The following is a 19,054-nucleotide window of genomic DNA, read 5'->3' on the forward strand; positions in this document are numbered from 1 at the left end:
CCCCCGCTTCAGTCGCTTTCGCCCATCCGGCCTTCGGCCAGCGGCATCCGCGAACCATCCAGCAGCCCGCGCGTCACCTTGCCGTCTTCAATGAACAGCAGCTCGCCGTTCTCGCCCTTCTTGATGCTGCTGTCGATGGCGATGATGCGCCCGTCGTGGAAGCTGCTGACGTGCGGCATCGAGGTGTGGCCGACCACGATGCGCTTGAGTTCCAGCTGCTTGAGCAGCGCATCGACCTGGGCGGTGTCCATGCGGCCGTCGAAGTAGCCGCGGTACCAGATCGGGCTGGTCTTGCCGTCGAACAGGCGGGCGGTATCCGGTGCGGCTTTCACCTGATCCTTGGGCAGGCCGACCGAGGCCTGGTATAGCGTGTTGGTGGCCTCCAGGTTGCGCACCAGGTCCAGGTTCTCCGGCGCGATGCCGCCGTGCAGGAACAGGGTGTCGCCGATCTGCAGCAGCACCGGGCGGGTGCGCAGCCACTGGCCGATCACCGAGTCGGCGCCGTACAGGGCCGGGTAGCTGCGGCCCAGCAGCTGTGCGCTCTTGAGGTACTTCGGGTTGACGTAGCGGAGGTCGTCGTAGAGCACCATGGTTTCGTGGTTGCCCAGTACGAAATGCACCGCACCGCCGGCAGCGGCTGCCTGCTGCTGCAGGCTGTACAGCAGCCAGAACGCTTCGGTCACCTGCGGGCCACGGTCGAACACGTCGCCGGCCACCACCAGGGTGGCGTTGCCCAGCGACCAGCGGTCTTCATGGTCGATCACATGGTGGGCGCGCAGCAGTTTCACCAGCAGGCCGTACTGGCCGTGGATGTCCGACAGCGCGATGATGCGCGGCGTGGCCGGGTAGCGCGCGCGGGTGGCCTGCTTCGGCCCCATCACGGCCAGGGGGTGCGGATACCCGCATTCGGGCAGCACAACGGTGGTGTTGCCGCGCGTGGGCAGGTCGCGCTGGACCACATGGTCGTTGCAGACCCACTGCGCCTGGTGGCCCTTGGCGGTGGTGAACACATACGGGCCGTCGGCGTCCACGTGCTCTGCGGGAGCGGCGACCTCGCGTGCGACGCCCAGCAGCGGCATCAGCAGCAGGCCGGCCAGCAGCAGTCGCGCGGGGGTGGAACAGGAAGAGTGCGGCATTGGGGGCTTTCCAGCAGGGCGGGCGGCCAGCTGCCGCCTGCCCGATGCTACCCGCCGGTCGTGCCGGCGGGTATGCCCCATTGGTCAGCTTGCCATGCGCAATGCGGTCGATCAGAAGTTCGCGCGCAGGTTGAACAGGACCCGCCGCGGCTCGCCCCAGTAGCCGGAATTGAAGAAGCCGACGTTGCGGTAGTAGACCTTGTCGAACACGTTGGTCACCGTGACGCCGACGCTCACGTTGTCGTTGATCCGGTAACGCCCCATCAGGTCGAACAGCATGTAACCCCCCTGGGTCATCTTGCCGGTCGCCGTGATCGGTGCACCGGTGGCGGTGTAGCGGCCGGTGGGGATCGGCTGCAGCTGGTAAATCTCGCTCTGCACGGTGAACCCGCCGCCCACCATCCAGCGACCATGGCGCCAGGTGGTATTGAAGCGGGCCAGGTGCATCGGGCTGGTGCTGGCGAAACGGCTGCCGTCCGGGTTGGTGCTGTAGGCGTAGGTGTAGCCGCCGGTCACGCTCCAGTTGTCGGTGATCGAGCCGGACAGTTCGAACTCGGCGCCGTTGGTTTCGATGCCCTTGCTGGCGATGTACGGCACGCTGCCGTCGGGCAGGATGACGTCCGCACCGGCCGGGTCGCGCGTGGCCACGTTGTCCTGCTTCATATGGAAGCCGTTGAGTGAGCCGTACAGCCGGCCACCGAAGAACTCGCCCTTGAAGCCGTATTCGTAGTTGTCGCCGGTGACCGGGTCCAGCAGCTGGTTGTTGATGTCGCGCAGCGCGGTGGCCTGGAACACGTCCGAGTAGCTGGCAAACGCGGAGATGTTGGCGTTGATGTCGTAGATCGCGCCCAGGTAGGGCGTGGGCTCGTGCGCGGTGGTGCGTGCGCTGCGGCCGGTGAAGTTGCCGTTGACGTCGAAGTTGTCGGTGGTGGTTTTGTAGTCCGAGTAACGCGCGCCGGCGATCACCTTCAGGTCGTCCATCGGGTTCAGGCGAACGGCGGCGTAATAGCCGGTCTCGGTGGTGTTGACCGTGCTCGACGGGATGCCGTAGTTGACTGTGGTCGGTTTGCCGATGTTGCCGTCCCAGCTGAAGATGCTGGGGAAGGCGGCCACGTTGTACGGGCGCGCGGTGATGCTGGCGCGGATCGTGTCCAGGTCGCGGTCGTAGTGGTTGATGCCGGCCACCAGCTCATGCGAACGGCCGAACAGCTGGAACGGGCCGGAGGCATACAGGTCGAACGCGTCCTCGCGGGTTTCCGACACCGAGTAGGTGTCGGCAATGCGCAGCCCCAACCCGGTGACCGGGTCGGCCCAGTTGCCGGTGTTGGAGCCCGCCAGCAGCAGGCTGTCGGTGTCGGTGTTGCGGCGGTTGTAGGCCAGGCGACCGCTCCAGCCCGCGCCGAACTGCTGCTCCAGGGTGAGGAAGTAATTGGTGCTTTCGCGGTTCCACGCGTTCCAGCGCGCCGCTGCGCTGTACGAACGCGGCATCTTCGCCGTGCTGCCGTCGCGGAAGTACAGCGGCGACGCGCTCCACGCACCGCCGTCGGATTCGGTTTCCAGGTGGTCGATACCGGCGCGCAGGCGGGTGCTGTCGGTCAGGTCGGCTTCAACCACGCCATACAAGCTGGGCGAGGTGTCGTGCTGGAAGCGCACCCAGCTTTCCTTGTCGGTGTAGGCGCCAACGAAGCGGCCGCGCACGCGCCCGCCGGAGGTCAACGGGCCGGACACGTCCACTTCGGCGCGCCGGTAGTCCCAGGAGCCGGCGCTGAGGCTGGTGCTGGCCTGGAAGGTGTCGGTGGGGCGCTTGCGCACCATGTTGACCGTGGCCGACGGGTTGCCCGAGCCGGTGACCAGGCCGCTGGCGCCGCGCACGATCTCGATGCGTTCGTAGATGGAGGTGTCGCTGAGGATCGAGTTGCCGCCGGCGCCGGTGGTGTAGTTGGTCGGCACGCCGTCGAACATGAAGTTGTTGATCGCAAAGCCGCGCGCGGTGAACAGGGTGCGGTTGCTGTCGTAGGACTGCACGGTCACGCCGGGGGTCTGCTGCAGCACCTCGGCAATGGTGATGAGGTTGAAGTCTTCGATGCGCTGGCGGGTGAACACGGTCAGCGACTGCGGGGTTTCGCGCAGGGTCAGCGGCAGCTTGGTCGCGGTGTTGGTGCCATACACCTGGTAGCCCTCGGTGCGCTGGGTCACCATCACCTTGTCCAGCTCTGTGGTACGCGGGGTGTCGCCCTCCGGCGTGGCAGGGGCCTGCGCGAATGCCTGCGGTGAGGCAGCGGCGGCCAGCGCCAGGCACAGCGCAAGCGTGTTCCGGCGCGGAGCGCCAGCGGTGGGGGAACGGGACATGGGGACCTCGGTGGGAGCGGATATCAGGGTTTGGAAGGGGCGCGTGGCGTGGGTCGCGCCTTGGGCGCGGTCCGGTAGCTGAGCCAGAGCAGGGGCAGGGCGGCGCCGATCGCGAAAATGCCGCAGCCGGCAATCACGCCATAGGCCACGCCCCAACCGACGATGCAGCAGGCGACAGCGGCCAGCAGCGCGGCCCAGCCGCCCAGGCGGAACAACCGGCGGAGCCGCGCGACGGGCAGGGCGCCGAACACATCGCGATGATGGCGGTCCATCGCCAGCGACAGGCAGGCGAAACCCACCAGTGCCAGCAGCAGGGCGAGCACGGTCATGCGCTGGGCTCCGCTGCCACGGCCGTAGTCGCGCGCGGAACGCGCACGCGGCGCTGCGCCGGAACGTGGCGATGCACGCGGCGCGCGGTCCAGAGCAGGCCCGCGCCGATCAGCAGCAGGCCCACGTCGAGCCCACCCTTGGCCAAATCCCCTGCGGCGAATGCGCCGAACAGCCCGCCGTGCCAGGCCACCATGTTGAACGCCGGCAACAGCAGGGCCAGTACACCGGCGGCGGCCAGCTGTTCGACCCAGGCGCGGCGCGGCTGGCGCAGCGTGGCGTGTACCAGACACAGTGCCCAGGCGGCGAAGAACACGCTGATTTCAGTTTTGGAGCGCTGCTCGAGCGCTGCCGGCAGCAACCGGTTGCCCCACAGGAACGCCAGCATCGCCACCGGCAGGCCGGCTACGAACGTGATGTTCATGCGTTCGACGAAGCGAAACGCGCGCGGCGGCCGGGTCGGGTCGGGCAGCTGCTCGCGGCGCTTCACCGTCCACAGCACCAGCCCGCTGGCCACCATCAAGGTGCCGGCCACGCCAGAGAGGAAGAACAGCCAGCGCATCGCCGTGGGCGCAAAGCGTCCGGCATGCAGTCCGATCATGCCGTCGCGGGTGTACACCGTGGCCGAGCGCTGCGGTGCTTCGTCCATCAGCATGCCTTGGGCATCGAAGCGCAGCGGTTCGCCGCTGTCGGCGATGCGGTCGCCGCTGTCGCGGCGCAGGGTGATGCGCATGGCGGCATCGCCGGGCTGCTCGACCACCACCGAAGCGGCATGGCCGTCGCCCCATTGGCGCGCGGCGACCGGAAGCAGGCCCGCCAATGCCGGCGGCGTCACCGTTACACCACTGGGTTCGACCTTCGCATCGCGTGGGAACAACTCTGCGAAAAACGCGTCGCGCCCGCCGAAGTTGGCGTCCACGGCCCAGGGCATGTACACCGTCATCAGGGTGATCAGGCCGGTGTAGGTGATCATCAGGTGGAACGGCAGCGACAGCACCGCCAACGCGTTGTGCCCGTCCAGCCAGCTGCGCTGGCCCTTGCCGCGGCGCAGGGTGAAGAAGTCGGCGAAGATCTTCTTGTGCGTGATCACGCCGCTGACGATGGCCACCAGCATGAACATGGTGCAGAAGCACACGAACCAGCGCGCCCAGATCACCGGCACGTAATGCAGGTCGAAATGCAGCCGGTAGAAGAAGTCGCCACCGCGGGTCTCGCGCGCCTGCACCGGCTGGCCGCTGGCGTCGAGCGTGGCCTGCCACGGATTGGGCTGGCCGCGCTTCGGCTCCGGCGCGTCCTTGGGTTGCCAGCGCACGCTGGTGGCATTGCTGCGGCTGCCAGGCAGTTCGATCTGCCAGCGGTTGGCGTCCGGTGCGGTGCGCGCCAGGAACGCCTGGGCCTGGTCGAGGGCGACCTCGGCGCTGGCCGGCAGGGTCAGTTCCGGCTGCATCCAGCGGGTCAGTTCCACCCGCCAATAGCTGGCGGTGCCGGCGATGAAAATCAGGTACAGCACCCAGCCCACGACCAGCCCGGACCAGGTATGCAGCACCGCCTGCGACTGCCGGAACCCCTGGCTCATGCCGCGCCCCCGGCCAGCAGCAGCGACAGCCCGCCGCCGAGTGCGGCCACCACGGCCAGCCCCACGGCAGCGCGCACGCTGCTGCGCGCGGCGTAAGCCCAGATCGCGGCCAGCGTGTAGATCACGAACGAGGCCATGGTCGCGGCCAGCGCGGTGTCGGCCAGGCTGCCGGGCAGCAGCCGGGCCAGTGCCGAGGCCCAGGTCGCGGCGACCGCGTAGCCGCCGAGCAGGGCCAGCAGTCCGCGCGCCCAGAGCACGCCATTGCCACCGCCCTTGCGGGTAGCGCTGCGGCGGGGAGGAGAAGCGGCGGGCGCGGTGTGCGGCGGGGCAGGCGGCAGCGGGAGGGACATCGCGGGAATCGGCAGGACGACAGGTAATTGAGAATCAATATTATTTGACCGGGGCGGCCCTGTCGAATCACCCGATGGAGGGATGTATGCGGCCAGCCCTTGTGCTGCGGGGGTTCCGGGCGCGCATCGGGGTGCCGGCTGCAATGTTATAAACAGCGTAATAGTCTCCTTCGCGCCGCCCGCAGTAGGCTCTTGCCATTGCACAGGAGCTGTTCCGATGGGCCACGACCACGATCACCTGCCAAGCGAGATCCGCCACGAGAAACCCCTGTGGTGGGCGCTGGGACTCACCACCACGTTCCTCGTGGTCGAGGTCGTGGGCGCGTTCTGGACCAACAGCCTGGCGCTGCTGTCCGACGCGGCGCACATGGCTACCGATACGCTGGCGCTGATGATCGCGCTGGTGGCGGTGCGGCTGAGCCGGCGCCCGCCAGACGCGCGCCGCACCTACGGCTACGCGCGGCTGGAAGCGCTGGGTGCGATGATCAACGGCGGCATGCTGTTCGTGGTGGCCGCCTACATCCTGTGGGAAGCGGTGGCGCGGTTCCGCGAGCCGCAGGAGATCGCCTCCACCGGCATGCTGGTGATCGCCGCGTTCGGACTGCTGATCAACCTGATCTCGATGCGCCTGCTGCGCGCCGGCAGCGGTGAGAGCCTCAACGTGAAGGGCGCATACCTGGAAGTGTGGGCCGACATGCTCGGCTCGGTGGCGGTGATCATCGGTGCGCTGCTGATCCGCTGGACCGGCTGGAAGCCGATCGACCCGATCCTGGCGGTGCTGATCGGCCTGTGGGTGCTGCCGCGCACCTGGGTGTTGATGCGCGAGGCGATCAACGTGCTGTTGGAAGGCGTGCCCAAGGGCATCCAGGTCGACGCCGTGCGCACGCGGCTGTGTGCGCACGAGGGCGTGCTGGACGTGCACGACCTGCACGTGTGGGCACTCGCCTCCAGTACCCCGGCGTTGACCGCGCACGTGGTGATGGGCGAAGGCGTGGATGCCGACGCGCTGCGCCGCCGGCTGGGCAGCGCATTGCACGAGGACTTCGGGATCGACCACGTGACCCTGCAGATCGAAGCGGACCATTGCGGCGATGACTGCGGCGACGGCACGCCGGCGGGCAAGGCCGGGCATGCCGGACACGACCACGGTCATGATCACGATCACGACCATGGCGCCGACGCGCAGGGCCACCACGGTCATCCGCACGCCTGAGCGGGGGAACGCCGCTACAATGGCAGCCTGCCTTGCCACCCCCTCGGAGAAACCGCAGTGACCCGGAAACTCGTACTGTTGCGCCACGGCCAGAGCCAGTGGAACCTGGACAACCGCTTCACCGGTTGGGTGGACGTGGAACTCACCGAGCAGGGCCGCCGCGAAGCCGCCGCCGCCGGGCGCCTGATGCGCGAAGAAGGCCTGCAGTTCGACGTGGCCCACACCTCGGTGCTCAAGCGCGCGATCCACACGCTGCAGGGCGCGCTGGCCGAGCTGGACCAGGACTGGCTGCCGGTGAGCAAGAGCTGGCGCCTGAACGAGCGTCATTACGGTGGCCTGCAGGGCCTGGACAAGGCTGAAACCGCCGCCAAGCACGGCGAGGACCAAGTCAAGATCTGGCGCCGTTCGTACGACATCCCGCCGCCGGCGATGGACCGCGAAGACCCGGGCCACCCGATCCACGACCGCCGCTACGCCGGCCTGGACCGCAACGCGCTGCCGGGTACCGAGTCGCTGGCGACCACGCTGGAACGCGTGCTGCCGTACTGGTTCGACGCGATCGCGCCGCAGCTGAAGGACGGCAAGACGGTGCTGGTCACCGCGCACGGCAACTCGCTCCGCGCGCTGTACAAGTACCTCAACAACGTCTCGCAGGAAGCCATCCTGGAATTGAACATCCCCACCGGCATCCCGCTGCTGTTCGAACTCAACGACGACCTCACCGTGCAGTCGTTCCGCTACCTGGGCGACCCGGAAGCGGCGCGCAAGGCGGCTGAAGCCGTGGCGAACCAGGGCAAGGCCAAGTAACAAAGAACACGCTTTGGGCTTGTCCTACCGGCCTCGACCCACTATCGGGGGAGACCGGCGGGTAGCCCCCGGAGGGACGCTAGAAAACATGGATGTTTTCTAGCAGCCCCCATGGATGGGTTCACGGCGTGTCCCGGAGCGGGGCTGCCCGCCGGTCTCCCCAGCCCGTAGCCCATCGGAGCCAGCGCTTTCCGCCTGTGACCTTTGGCCGGTCCACCCGGCGCACTCCCGCGCTACGCTGCAAGATTGCCCGCCTCGCGGGTAATGCCTTTCCGCAGCTGGAGTGACGCATGACCCTTTCCAAGCTGGCCCCGCTGGGCCTGAACCTTGCCATTGCCGCCTCGCTGGCCGCGTGTGGCAAGACCGAGACCGCTCCGGCGGCCACCACGACCGATGCCAAGCCGGCCTTCGACCTGTCGCAGATCAAGACCCCGCTGATCTCGCTCAACAGCGCCGACCTCGACCCGGCCATTGCCGCCTGTACCGACCTCAACGGCTTCGTCAACAGCAAGTGGCTCAAGGCCAACCCGGTGCCGAACGACCAGACCACCTGGGGCAGCTTCGAAATCCTGCGCGAGCGCTCGCTGGAAGTGCAGCACGCACTGGTCCAGCAGGCCGCCGCCAGCCAGGCCAAGGCCGGCTCGGTGGAAGCCAAGATCGGTGATATCTGGAAGACCGGCTCGGACGAAGCCAAGATCGAAGCCGCCGGCATCGCCCCGCTGCAGCCGCAGCTGGACAAGATTGCCGCGCTGAACGACACCGCCGCCATCAGCCAGTACCTGCGCGACAGCCAGGCGCAGGGCCAGGGCGTGCTGTTCTCGCTGTTCGCCAACGCCGACTACAAGGATTCGGCGAATGTGATCGCCTACGTCGGCCAGGGCGGCCTCGGCCTGCCGGAGAAGGGCTACTACTTCGACGAATCGCAGGCCAAGATCCGCGACGCCTATGTGGCCTACATCGCGCAGGCGCTGACCCTGTCCGGCGTCGACGCCGCGCAGGCCAAGACCGATGCACAGGCGGTGATGGACTTCGAAACCCGCCTGGCCAAGGCCTCGCTGTCGCGCATCGAACTGCGCGACCCGGCCAAGCGCTACAACCCGCTCAGCGCCGCCGAAGCCGACAAGCTCACCCCGAACTTCAGCTGGACCGCGCTGTTCGACACCCTGAAGATTCCGGCCGCGCAGAAGTTCTCGCTGGCCCAGCCGGCCTTCTTCAGCGAAGTGGACAAGATGCTGACCGACGTGCCGGCCTCCACCTGGCAGGCCTACCTGCGCTTCCACACCGTCGATGACGCCGCGCCGTACCTGAGCAGCGCCTTCGAAAAGGCCAACTTCGACTTCTACGGCACCACCCTGCGTGGCCAGAAGGAAATGCAGCCGCGCTGGAAGCGCGTGCTGGAATCGGTCAACAGCTCGATCGGCGAAGGCCTGGGCCAGCTGTACGTCGACGCCGTGTTCCCCGCCGAATCCAAGGAGCAGATGCAGCACCTGGTGGAAAACCTCTCGGTCGCACTGAAGGCGCGCCTGGAGAAGCTGGAATGGATGGGCGAAGACACCCGCAAGAAGGCGCTGGAGAAGTGGGCCAGCTTCACCCCGAAGATCGGCTACCCGGACAAGTGGCGCGACTGGTCGGGCTTTGAAACCAACGCCGACAGCTACCTGGGCAACATGCAGGCCGCGCGCGCGTTCAACTACCGCTACATGCTGGACAAGGTCGGCAAGCCGGTCGACAAGACCGAGTGGGGCATGACCCCGCAGACCGTCAACGCCTACTACAACGCGACCAAGAACGAGATCGTGTTCCCGGCGGCGATCCTGCAGGCGCCGTTCTTCGACGCCAAGGCCGACCCGGCGTTGAACTACGGCGGCATCGGCGCGGTGATCGGCCACGAAATGATGCACGGCTACGACGACTCGGGCAGCCAGTTCGCCGCCAACGGCAACTTCGACAACTGGTGGACCGACAGCGACCGCAAGGCCTTCACCGGCCGCACCGACCAGCTGGTCGCGCAGTTCGACGGCTACGAGTCGCTGCCGGGTGTGAACGTGAAGGGCAAGCTGACCCTGGGCGAGAACATCGGCGACCTCGGCGGCCTGACCGTGGCCTATGACGCGCTGCAGATGGCGCTGAAGGAAAACCCCAAGGCGAATGTCGAGGTCGACGGCCACAGCCAGGACCAGCGCTTCTTCATGAACTGGGCCACCGTGTGGCGTCGCAACTTCACCGACGGTGAGCTGCGCGTGCGCCTGAACACCGACCCGCACGCCCCGGCGAACTTCCGTGCCAACGGCGCGCCCTCGAACATGCCGGCCTTCGCGCAGGCGTTCGAGTGCAAGAGCGGCGACGCGATGGTGCGCGCCGACGACAAGCGCGTGGTGATCTGGTAACAGCAACAGCGATGTAACAAGGAGGCCCGGCATCTGCCGGGCCTCTGCGTATCTGGCACCGCCTGGGTCGGCCAACGGCCGACGCTACCCGAAGCGGGCGCAGATAACGGAACGGGCACGACCTGGTAGCGTCGGCCGTTGGCCGACCCAGGCGGTGCCGGCTTCGTTCGTCAGCCCGGCGTCAACGTAGTCAACAATGCCTTGGCCGCATTGAAACGGTCTTCCGGCAACGGCAGCGGCACCTTGATGCGCAGCTTGTCCGGGCCGTCCATCGTGTACAGCTTGGGCTGCTTCTGGATCATCTGGATCACCGCCATCGGGTCGATGCGCGGCTGCGCCTCGAACACGATGCGGCCGCCGTTCTCGCCCAGCTCCAGCTTGCGGATGCCCAGCGCGTTGCACTGCAGTTTCAACTCCGCCACCGCGAACAGATGCTTGGCCGCGTCCGGCAATAGCCCGAAGCGGTCGATCATCTCCACCTGCAGCTCACGCAGCTCACCACTGTCGCGCGCGCTGCTGATCCGCTTGTACAGGGTCAGGCGGGTGTGCACGTCGGGCAGGTAATCGTCCGGGATCAACGCCGGTACATGCAGCTCCACTTCGGCACCGCGCACTTCCTCGCCCGCATCCAGGTCGGGCAGCTTGCCCAGCCGGATGCTGCGTACCGCGCGCTCCAGCAGCTCGGTGTACAGGCTGAAGCCCACCTCGGCCATCTGCCCGCTCTGGTCTTCGCCCAGCAGCTCGCCCGCACCCCGGATCTCCAGGTCGTGGGTAGCCAACGTGAAACCGGCGCCCAGCGAATCCATCGAGGAAATGGCTTCCAGCCGCTTTTCCGCATCCGGCGTCATCGAACGCTTGTCCGGCACCACCAGGTACGCATACGCGCGATGGTGCGAACGGCCGACACGGCCGCGCAGCTGGTGCAGCTGGGCCAGGCCGAAGCGGTCGGCGCGGTTGATGATGATAGTGTTGGCGTTGGGGATGTCGATGCCCGACTCGATGATCGTGGTCGACAGCAGCACGTTGTAGCGCTGCTTCTGGAAGTCCAGCATCACCCGTTCCAGCTCGCGCTCGGGCATCTGCCCATGGGCGATGCCGATGCGCGCTTCGGGGACCAGTTCGGCCAGGTCGCGCTGCATTCGGCCGATGCTTTCCACGTCGTTGTGCAGGAAATACAGCTGTCCGCCGCGCGACAGTTCGCGCTGGAACGCCTCGCGCAGCAGCGCGTTGTCCCACGCAGTAATGATCGTCTGTACCGCCAGCCGGTTCGGCGGCGGGGTGGCGATGATCGAAAGGTCGCGCAGCCCGGCCATGGCCATGTTGAGCGTGCGCGGGATCGGCGTGGCGGTCAGGGTCAGCAGGTGCACGTTGGCGCGCATCGCCTTCAGCGCTTCCTTCTGGCGCACGCCGAAGCGCTGCTCTTCGTCCACCACCACCAGGCCCAGGTCCTTGAACTTCACGTCCGGCTGCAGCAGGCGATGGGTGCCGATGATTACATCGATGGTACCGGCGGCCACCTTCTCCAGCTCGGCCTTGATTTCCTTGGCGGTCTTGAAGCGCGAGAGCACTTCCACCCGCAGCGGCCAGTCGGCGAAGCGGTCGCGGAAGTTGCGGTAATGCTGTTCGGCCAGCAGCGTGGTCGGTACAAGCACCGCCACCTGCTTGCCGGCACTGGCCGCCGCGAAGGCGGCGCGCACGGCCACTTCGGTCTTGCCGAAGCCGACGTCGCCGCAGACCACGCGGTCCATCGGCTGGCTGCTGGCCAGGTCGCGCAGGGTCGCTTCAATGGCGGCGATCTGGTCCTGGGTTTCCTCGAACGGGAAGCCGGCCGCGAACGGTTCGTACATCGCCCGGTCCACGTGCAGCGCCAGCCCGGCGCGCGCGCGGCGGCGGGCCTGAATTTCCAGCAGCTCGGCGGCGACGTCGCGGACCTTTTCTGCGGCGCGGCGCTTGGCCTTGCTCCACTGTTCGCCGCCCAGCGAATGCAGCGGTGCGGTTTCCGGCGATGCACCGGAGTAGCGGCTGATCAGGTGCAGCTGGGCCACGGGCACGTACAGCCGGTCGCCCTTGGCGTATTCGATTTCCAGGAACTCGCCCGGCATGCCACCGGCGTCGAGCACGATCAGGCCGCGGTAGCGGCCGACACCGTGGTCTTCGTGGACGATCGGCGCGCCTTCGGTCAACTCGCCCAGGTCGCGGATGATCGCTTCGGGCTCGCGCCCGGCGCGACGGCTGCGCCGGGTCTGGCCGGCGCGCTCGGGGAACAGCTGGCGTTCGGTCAGCACCGCCAGTGGCGGCATGTCGAGCGCGAAGCCATCTTCCAGCGGCGCCACCGTGATCGCGAAGCGCTGGCTGTCGTCGGCCAGGAAGGTGGGCAGGTCAGCTACCACCGGCGGCTTCAACTCCGCTGCCAGCAGGACCTCGAGCAGCGCTTCGCGACGGCCCGGCGAGTCGGCCGCGATCAGTACCCGGCCCGGATAGTGGCCGATGAAGGATTTCAACGCCTCGCCCGCCGGCGCGTCGCGCGCGGCCACCGGCAACGGCGGCAGCGGCTGGTCGCCGAGCGGCGAAGCCTCCTCGATGCGCGCATGGTCCGCGCCCCACACTTCGATGCGGGGCAGGGTGTTCAGGTGTGCGTTGAGTGCTTCCGGACTGAGGTACAGCTCGCTCGGCGCCAGCAGCGGGCGCTCCACGTCGTGACGTCGCTGCTCGTAGCGGTTCTGGGTCTGGGCCCAGAACGAAGCCGCCGCTTCGCCCACACCGTTGGCGATCACCGGCAGCGCGTTCGGCTGCAGGTAGTCGAACAGCGTCGCGGTCTCATCGAAGAACAGCGGCAGGTAGTACTCCACGCCGGCCGGCGCCAGGCCCGCCTTGAGATCCTGGTACAACGCGCTGCGCCGGGTGTCGACGTCGAAGCGCTCGCGCAGGGTGGCCAGCACCCGCGACACGCTCAGCTCGTCCAGCGGCACCTCACGGCCAGGCAGCATGCGCACCGCGTCGACCTTGTCCAGCGAACGCTGGCTTTCCGGGTCGAACGCGCGGATCGAATCGATGTCCTCGTCGAGCAGCTCGACCCGCAGCGGCGCGTCGGCACCCATCGGGAACACGTCGAGCAGGCCGCCGCGCACGGCGAAATCGCCCGGGTCCATCACCTGCGGCACGTTGCGGTAGGCGGCCGCTTCAAGGCGGCGCTTCTCTGCGTCCAGGTCAAGGCGCTGCCCGACCTTCAGGTCGAAGCTGCCACCAATGATGTACTTGAGCGGGGCCAGCTGCTGCAGCAGCGTCTGCACCGGCACCACCACGATGCCGCGCTTGAGCGTGGGCAGCTGGTGCAGGGCGGCGAGGCGTTGCGAGATGATGTCCGGGTGCGGGCTGAAGGCGTCGTACGGCAGCGTTTCCCAGTCCGGGAACGCCACCACCGGCAGGTCCGACGCGCTGCCCAGCAGGGTGCGCAGGTCGGACTCGATCTGGTTGGCGCCGTGGTTGTCGCGGGCGATGACCAGCAGCGGGCCGGCATGCGCATCGGCGGCGCGCGCGATGTACCACGCCAGCGCCGTCGGCGATGCAGGAGCGCGCCACCAGGCGCGGAGCTGCCCGGAACGGGGCAGCGGCGGAGCGGGATAGGAAGTGCGTGACATGAGCTGCCGATTTTAGCAGACGCCCACGTGATGACTTCCTATTGGCCCGGGTCGAGCTCCAGCACCATCCGCACCAGGCCGGAGCCTTCATTCGGGTGCGGCACCTGCTTGAAGCCGAGCGAGGCGGCCAGCTGCTTCATCGGCACGTTCGCTTCCAGCACGTCGCCGTACAGGCGGTCCAGGTACTTGCCGCGCGCCCACTTGACCAGCTTGCGCATCAGCTGCCGGCCCAGGCCCTGGCCGATCAGGAAGCGGCTGATCAGGATGGCGTACTCGGCCTCGCGGGTACCGGGCACGATGGAGGCGCGCGCCAACGCACCGACCACGGCATCGCCGGGCGTTTCGTTTTCGGCAGCCACCAGGGTGATCTCGCCCTTGGGGTTGGGATGGGTCAGGCGCTGCATCGACTCGTCGGACAGCTCGGTGACCGACTGCAGCAGGCGGTCGCGGATTTCCTCCGGCCCGAACAGGCTGAAAGCGGCCTTCAACGGTGCGCCGTCTTCCGGACGGATCGGGCGGATCAGCAGTTCGTGGCCGCTGGGAGCCTTGAAGATTTCGTGCCAGGGCGGCATGCGGTTACGGGTAGCCATACCGGTGATTCCTTGGTGGTCTTCGGATTCTCGCATCCCCGGGGGCGCGTTCCGTGAACGGAACGCTCACGCCGGTCATTCGGCCTGCTTGAGCCACTGCAGGCGGGTAGTGGCGCCAGCTTCGCCCAGATGCTGCTTGAGCGCGGGCATGGCCGGGGCCAGCACCTGGTCGAACTGCCAGGGCGGGTTGAGCAGCAGCATGCCACTGCCGTTTAGCCTGAGGGGAGAGTCGTCGGGCCGCACCAGTAGTTCTACTGTAAGCACCGACTTCACCGGCAGGGCGCAGGCCTTGCGCAGGAAATGCAGGATGGTGCGGCGCTGCTTGATCGGGAACCAGATCGCGAAGCTGGCCTGCGGCCAACGCCCCAGGATCTCGCCCACCGAGGCGAGGATGCGCTGGTACTCGGCGTCCTGGCCCTCGTACGGCGGGTCGATCAGGACCAGGCCGCGGCCGATCTTGACCCCGTTGGCCTTGGGCGGCAGCAGCGCCTTGTTCTGTGCGTACCCGTCGGCGTGCAGCACTGCAACCCGACTGTCGTGCGCGAACAGGGCCTTCAGCGACGCCGTTTCGGCGTCCTGCAGTTCGCACACCGCCATGCGGTCCTGCTCGCGCATGGCCTGCGCGCTGAGCAGCGGCGAACCCGGGTAGCTGACCATCGCGCCGACCGGATTGTCGGCCTGCACCGCCTTGAGATAGCGCTCCACCACGGCCGGCAGGGTCGGCTGTGCCATCAGTCGCATCACGCCGTCTTCGGCCTCCAGGGTCTTGCGGCTCTCCTCGCTGGCCAGCAGGTAGCGGCCGGCGCCGCCATGGGTGTCCAGCACGAAGAACGGGCTGTCCTTGCGCTTGAAGCTGTCGAGCAGGGCAAGCTGCACGATGTGCTTGAGCACATCGGCGTGGTTGCCGGCATGGAAGGCGTGGTGGTAATTCATCGGCGCAGTGTACGGCGCGGCGGCCCCAGCGGCTATGCTGCGCGCATGAACCGCCCCCCGCATACCGTCCTGGTCGTCGAAGACGAGGCTGCCATCGCCGATACCGTGCTCTATGCGCTGCGCAGCGAGGGCTACGCTGCGGAGCACTGCCTGCTGGGCGCGCATGCCCTGCAACGGCTGCGCCAGGTGCCGGTGGACGTGGTGGTGCTGGACGTGGGCCTGCCGGACATGAGCGGGTTCGAGGTGTGCCGCGCGCTGCGCACCTTCAGCCAGGTGCCGGTGATCTTCCTGACCGCCCGCAACGACGAGTTCGACCGGGTGCTGGGGCTGGAGCTCGGGGCCGACGACTACATGGCCAAGCCGTTCTCGCCGCGCGAACTGGTGGCGCGGGTGCGTGCCCGGCTGCGCCGCAGCGGGCCGGTGGAGGAGGCCGGGGTGGTGCGCTGGCAGCCGCACGGCCGTTTCGCGATCGACCGAGAGGGCCGCCGCATCCGGTTCGACGACAAGGCATTGGACCTGACCCGCTACGAGTACGCGCTGCTGGCCGCGCTGCTCCAACGCCCCGGTGCCATCCTCAGCCGCGCCCAGCTGATGGACCGGGGCTGGGACAGCGACACCGACAGCGCCGACCGCACCGTGGACACCCACGTGAAGACCCTGCGCATCAAACTGCGCGCGGCCGGGGCGGACCCCGACCCGATCCGCACCCATCGCGGCGTGGGTTACGCCCTGGAGGTGTAGCGTGCGGCTGGGCCTGAAACTGTTCCTGGGCTTCTTCCTGATCGTGGGCATCGCCGCGTTCTTCGTGATGCGCGTGTTCGTCAATGAAGTGAAGCCGGGGGTGCGCCAGGCGATGGAGGCGACCCTGGTGGACGCGGCCAACGTGCTGGCGGAGATGGCCGCGCCCGACCTCAAGGCTGGCCATATCGACAACGGCCCGTTCGTAGCCAACCTGGCGCGCGCGCAGCGTCGCGACCCGAAGGCGATGGTGTGGCGCTTCCCCAAGCGCAGCCTCGACTACCGCGTGACCATCACCGATGCGCGCGGGATCGTGGTGTACGACTCCACCGGCCAGGACATCGGCCGCGACAATTCGCGCTGGAACGACGTCTACCGCACCCTGCGCGGCGAGTACGGCGCGCGTTCCAGCCCGGAGACGCCCGGCGACGAGGTGCACTCGGTGATGCACGTGGCCGCGCCGATCCATGACCCGGCCGATGCCACCCGCCTGATCGGTGTGCTCACCCTGGCCCAGCCCAACCGCAGCATCGACCCGTTCATCGCGGCCAGCCAGCGCGCCATCCTGCAGCGCAGCGCGTGGCTGATCGGGATTTCGGCACTGATCGGGTTGTTGATGACCGCTTGGCTGATGCATGGCGTGAACCGGCTGAACCGTTATGCCCAGGCGGTCAGTGCCGGTGAGCCGGTAGCGCCGCCCAAGCCGCGCCGCGACGAGATCGGCGACCTGGGCCGCGCGCTGGAAACCATGCGCCGCAAGCTGGAAGGCAAGGCGTACGTGGAGCAGTACGTACAGTCGCTGACCCACGAGATGAAGAGCCCGCTGGCGGCCATCCGCGGCGCGGCCGAGCTGCTGCAGGAGCCGCTGCCTGAGGCGGACCGGGTGCACTTCGCGCGCAGCATCCAGGGCCAGGAGCAGCGCCTGACCGAAACCATCGACAAGCTGCTGGCGCTGGCGGAGGTGGAGCAGCATGGCTGGCTGCAGACGCGCGAGCGGATTGCGGTGGCGCCGCTGCTGCAGGCCGCCGCAGATGCAGTGGCGGTGCGGGCGCAGGCGGCCGGGGTCGGCGTTGACGTTGAGGCGGGGGCGGACCTGGAAGTGCAGGGCGACGCCTACCTGCTGCGGCAGGCGTTGAACAACCTGCTGGAAAATGCGCTCGCGTTTTCAACGGAGGGCAGTCGGATCACCTTGGGCGCGGTGCGCGAGGGCGATGCGGTGGTGCTGCGCGTGGCCGACCGGGGAAGCGGGGTGCCGGACTACGCGTTGGAGCGCGTGTTCGAGCGGTTCTATTCGCTGGCGCGGCCGGCCACCGGACAGCGCAGCTCGGGGTTGGGGTTGTCGTTCGTGCAGGAAGTGGCGCGGTTGCACGGGGGCAGGGTGACGTTGGTGAATCGAGAGGGTGGGGGAGCGGTGGCCGGCGTCTGGCTTCGGTGAGTCTGCAGCCACGCAGGGCGTGGCTCTACCCTCTGACTTCACATTCGCTTCAAACCTGGCGCACAGTCTGTTGGGAAGCTGGCACCCTTCCCAACCGAGGACGGGTGATGAAATCCCTGAAAATGCTGTTGCGGTTCGCCATCGTGGGCGGGCTGATCCTGTTGCTGCTGATTCCGTTGATGATGATCCGCGGGGTGATCAGCGAGCGCGAGGCGTATCGTGACCAGGCCTACCTGCGCGTGGCGCAGAGCCGGGCCGGGGCGCAGACCCTGACCGGGCCGATCCGGGTGGTGCCGTGGACCGACACCCGCCAGGTCGAAGTGGTGGATGCCACCGGCGTCCGCAAGGTCGAAACGCAGGTCGAGCAGAGCTACTGGCTGCAGATGCCGTCGAAGCTGGTCGTGGACGGCGGCATGGTGCCAGATGAACGCCGGATCGGCCTGTTCCGCGTGCCGGTGTACACCTGGAAGGCCAAGGTCAGTGCAGTGTTCAGCGATGACGACTACCCGATCAAGGTCGGCCGCGTGTACGGCACCCCATACCTGGCGGTCGGCATCGCAGACGTGCGTGGCCTGGTCGGCTCGCCCGACCTGAAGGTCGACGGCGAAGCGCTGACCCTGCAGCCGGGCATCGGCGATGTCAGTGGCATCGGCAAAGGCCTGCACGTGCCGCTGCAGGGCTTCACCGATACCACCGGTGGCCTGCTCAAGGCGAGCAAGGTGGACTTGTCGCTCGTGCTCGACGGGACCCGTTCGCTGGCGGTGGTGCCGGTGGGCGACGACAGCCGCATCGCGATCCGCTCGCCGTGGCCGCACCCGCTGTTCGGCGGCAGCTTCCTGCCGAACGAGCGTCGGGTGGACGAGAAGGGATTCGATGCGCAGTGGGCCGTTTCCTCGTTGGCTTCCGAGGCGCAGCGCCAGCTGCGCAGTGCCCGCGACGTGGAGCCGGAAACGGTCAGCGTGGAGCTGGTCAACCCGGTCGACATCTATACCCAGGCCGACCGCGCCAGCAAGTACGGCATCCTCTTCATCGTGCTGACGTTCGTCGGCTTCATCCTGTTCGAACTGATCAAGCAGCTCCGTATCCACCCGCTGCAGTACCTGATGGTCGGGCTGGCGCTGGCGATCTTCTTCCTGCTGCTGCTCAGCCTGTCCGAACACATCCCGTTCTGGGTGGCCTACGTGGTCTCGGCCGTGGCCTGTATCGGGCTGCAGGCGGTGTATCTGTCCGGGGTGCTGGGCAGCTGGCTGCGCGGCCTCGGGTTTGCCGGCATGCTCACCGTGTTGTACGGCGCGCTGTATGGCCTGCTGGTCTCGGAGAACAACGCGCTGCTGATGGGCTCACTGCTGCTGTTCGGCGTGCTGACCACCGCGATGTGGATCACCCGTCGGATCGACTGGTACGAACTCGGCGCGAGCCTGAAGTAAGGCGATGGCCCGTGCGCCATACGGTGTGGCGCACGGGCGAGTGCTGTTGCCGACACAGAGCGAGTGCGGGTTCGGTTGGCGGCGTTGACGCTTCCGGCTTCTGCTTGCGTGGCGCGATGCTGCTGGCGCAAGGACGGACTGGAAATGC

At 67.8% G+C, this 19,054-nt stretch carries 14 protein-coding genes; 6 read left to right on the plus strand and 8 right to left on the minus strand.

What is annotated here, in order from left to right; genetic code table 11:
* Positions 1-8: 8 nt before the first annotated feature.
* The 5 genes from PDM28_RS06070 to PDM28_RS06090 form a co-directional block, all read right to left on the minus strand.
* Positions 9-1,136: a metallophosphoesterase gene (locus PDM28_RS06070; protein WP_425507638.1), complete on the minus strand. Its 1,128-nt coding sequence runs from the start codon at positions 1,134-1,136 to the stop codon at positions 9-11.
* A gap of 111 nt (positions 1,137-1,247) precedes the next feature.
* Positions 1,248-3,485 (minus strand): TonB-dependent siderophore receptor, encoded by a 2,238-nt coding sequence (locus tag PDM28_RS06075; protein WP_311184170.1) that lies wholly within the window; start codon positions 3,483-3,485, stop codon positions 1,248-1,250.
* Between the two features lie 23 nt (positions 3,486-3,508).
* The gene (locus tag PDM28_RS06080; protein ID WP_311184171.1) at positions 3,509-3,814 is read right to left on the minus strand and encodes a DUF3325 domain-containing protein; all 306 of its coding nucleotides are present in this window, start codon (positions 3,812-3,814) and stop codon (positions 3,509-3,511) included.
* A complete protein-coding gene (locus PDM28_RS06085; RefSeq protein ID WP_311184172.1) occupies positions 3,811-5,388 on the minus strand; it encodes a PepSY-associated TM helix domain-containing protein in 1,578 nt (525 codons plus the stop codon). The genes PDM28_RS06080 and PDM28_RS06085 overlap by 4 nt, the downstream gene beginning before the upstream one ends.
* Positions 5,385-5,738, minus strand: coding sequence for a hypothetical protein (locus PDM28_RS06090; RefSeq protein WP_311184173.1), 354 nt, complete (start codon positions 5,736-5,738; stop codon positions 5,385-5,387). The genes PDM28_RS06085 and PDM28_RS06090 overlap by 4 nt, the downstream gene beginning before the upstream one ends.
* 217 nt (positions 5,739-5,955) lie before the next feature.
* Between PDM28_RS06090 and PDM28_RS06095 the strand changes: the two genes are divergently transcribed.
* From PDM28_RS06095 to PDM28_RS06105, 3 genes are all read left to right on the plus strand, one after another.
* Positions 5,956-6,951: a cation diffusion facilitator family transporter gene (locus tag PDM28_RS06095; RefSeq protein ID WP_311184174.1), complete on the plus strand. Its 996-nt coding sequence runs from the start codon at positions 5,956-5,958 to the stop codon at positions 6,949-6,951.
* 57 nt (positions 6,952-7,008) lie between these two features.
* Positions 7,009-7,758, plus strand: a complete 750-nt coding sequence (gpmA, locus tag PDM28_RS06100) for a 2,3-diphosphoglycerate-dependent phosphoglycerate mutase (RefSeq protein ID WP_102946735.1) — start codon at positions 7,009-7,011, stop codon at positions 7,756-7,758.
* Between the two features lie 290 nt (positions 7,759-8,048).
* Positions 8,049-10,145, plus strand: a complete 2,097-nt coding sequence (locus PDM28_RS06105) for a M13 family metallopeptidase (protein WP_311184175.1) — start codon at positions 8,049-8,051, stop codon at positions 10,143-10,145.
* A 170-nt stretch (positions 10,146-10,315) separates the two neighbouring features.
* On the opposite strand, the gene mfd is transcribed toward PDM28_RS06105, so the two are convergent.
* The 3 genes from mfd to PDM28_RS06120 form a co-directional block, all read right to left on the minus strand.
* On the minus strand, positions 10,316-13,783 hold the full coding sequence (mfd, locus tag PDM28_RS06110) for a transcription-repair coupling factor (RefSeq protein ID WP_311184176.1): 3,468 nt from the start codon (positions 13,781-13,783) through the stop codon (positions 10,316-10,318).
* 38 nt (positions 13,784-13,821) lie between these two features.
* A complete protein-coding gene (locus tag PDM28_RS06115; protein ID WP_070208934.1) occupies positions 13,822-14,373 on the minus strand; it encodes a GNAT family N-acetyltransferase in 552 nt (183 codons plus the stop codon).
* Between the two features lie 75 nt (positions 14,374-14,448).
* Positions 14,449-15,306 carry a 23S rRNA (adenine(2030)-N(6))-methyltransferase RlmJ gene (locus PDM28_RS06120; RefSeq protein ID WP_311184178.1) on the minus strand — a complete coding sequence of 286 codons (858 nt, stop codon included), beginning with the start codon at positions 15,304-15,306 and terminating at the stop codon, positions 14,449-14,451.
* A 45-nt stretch (positions 15,307-15,351) separates the two neighbouring features.
* On the opposite strand from PDM28_RS06120, the gene creB reads away from it, so the two are divergent.
* The 3 genes from creB to creD all read left to right on the plus strand — a co-directional run bounded on the left by creB (position 15,352) and on the right by creD (position 18,906).
* On the plus strand, positions 15,352-16,047 hold the full coding sequence (gene creB, locus PDM28_RS06125) for a two-component system response regulator CreB (protein ID WP_311184180.1): 696 nt from the start codon (positions 15,352-15,354) through the stop codon (positions 16,045-16,047).
* 1 nt (position 16,048) lies between these two features.
* Positions 16,049-17,479: a two-component system sensor histidine kinase CreC gene (gene creC, locus PDM28_RS06130; protein WP_311184181.1), complete on the plus strand. Its 1,431-nt coding sequence runs from the start codon at positions 16,049-16,051 to the stop codon at positions 17,477-17,479.
* 107 nt (positions 17,480-17,586) lie between these two features.
* The gene (creD, locus tag PDM28_RS06135; RefSeq protein WP_311184182.1) at positions 17,587-18,906 is read left to right on the plus strand and encodes a cell envelope integrity protein CreD; all 1,320 of its coding nucleotides are present in this window, start codon (positions 17,587-17,589) and stop codon (positions 18,904-18,906) included.
* Positions 18,907-19,054: the final 148 nt, after the last annotated feature.

It is taken from the genome of Stenotrophomonas aracearum (assembly GCF_031834615.1).
Classification (GTDB): Bacteria; Pseudomonadota; Gammaproteobacteria; order Xanthomonadales; family Xanthomonadaceae; genus Stenotrophomonas; species Stenotrophomonas aracearum.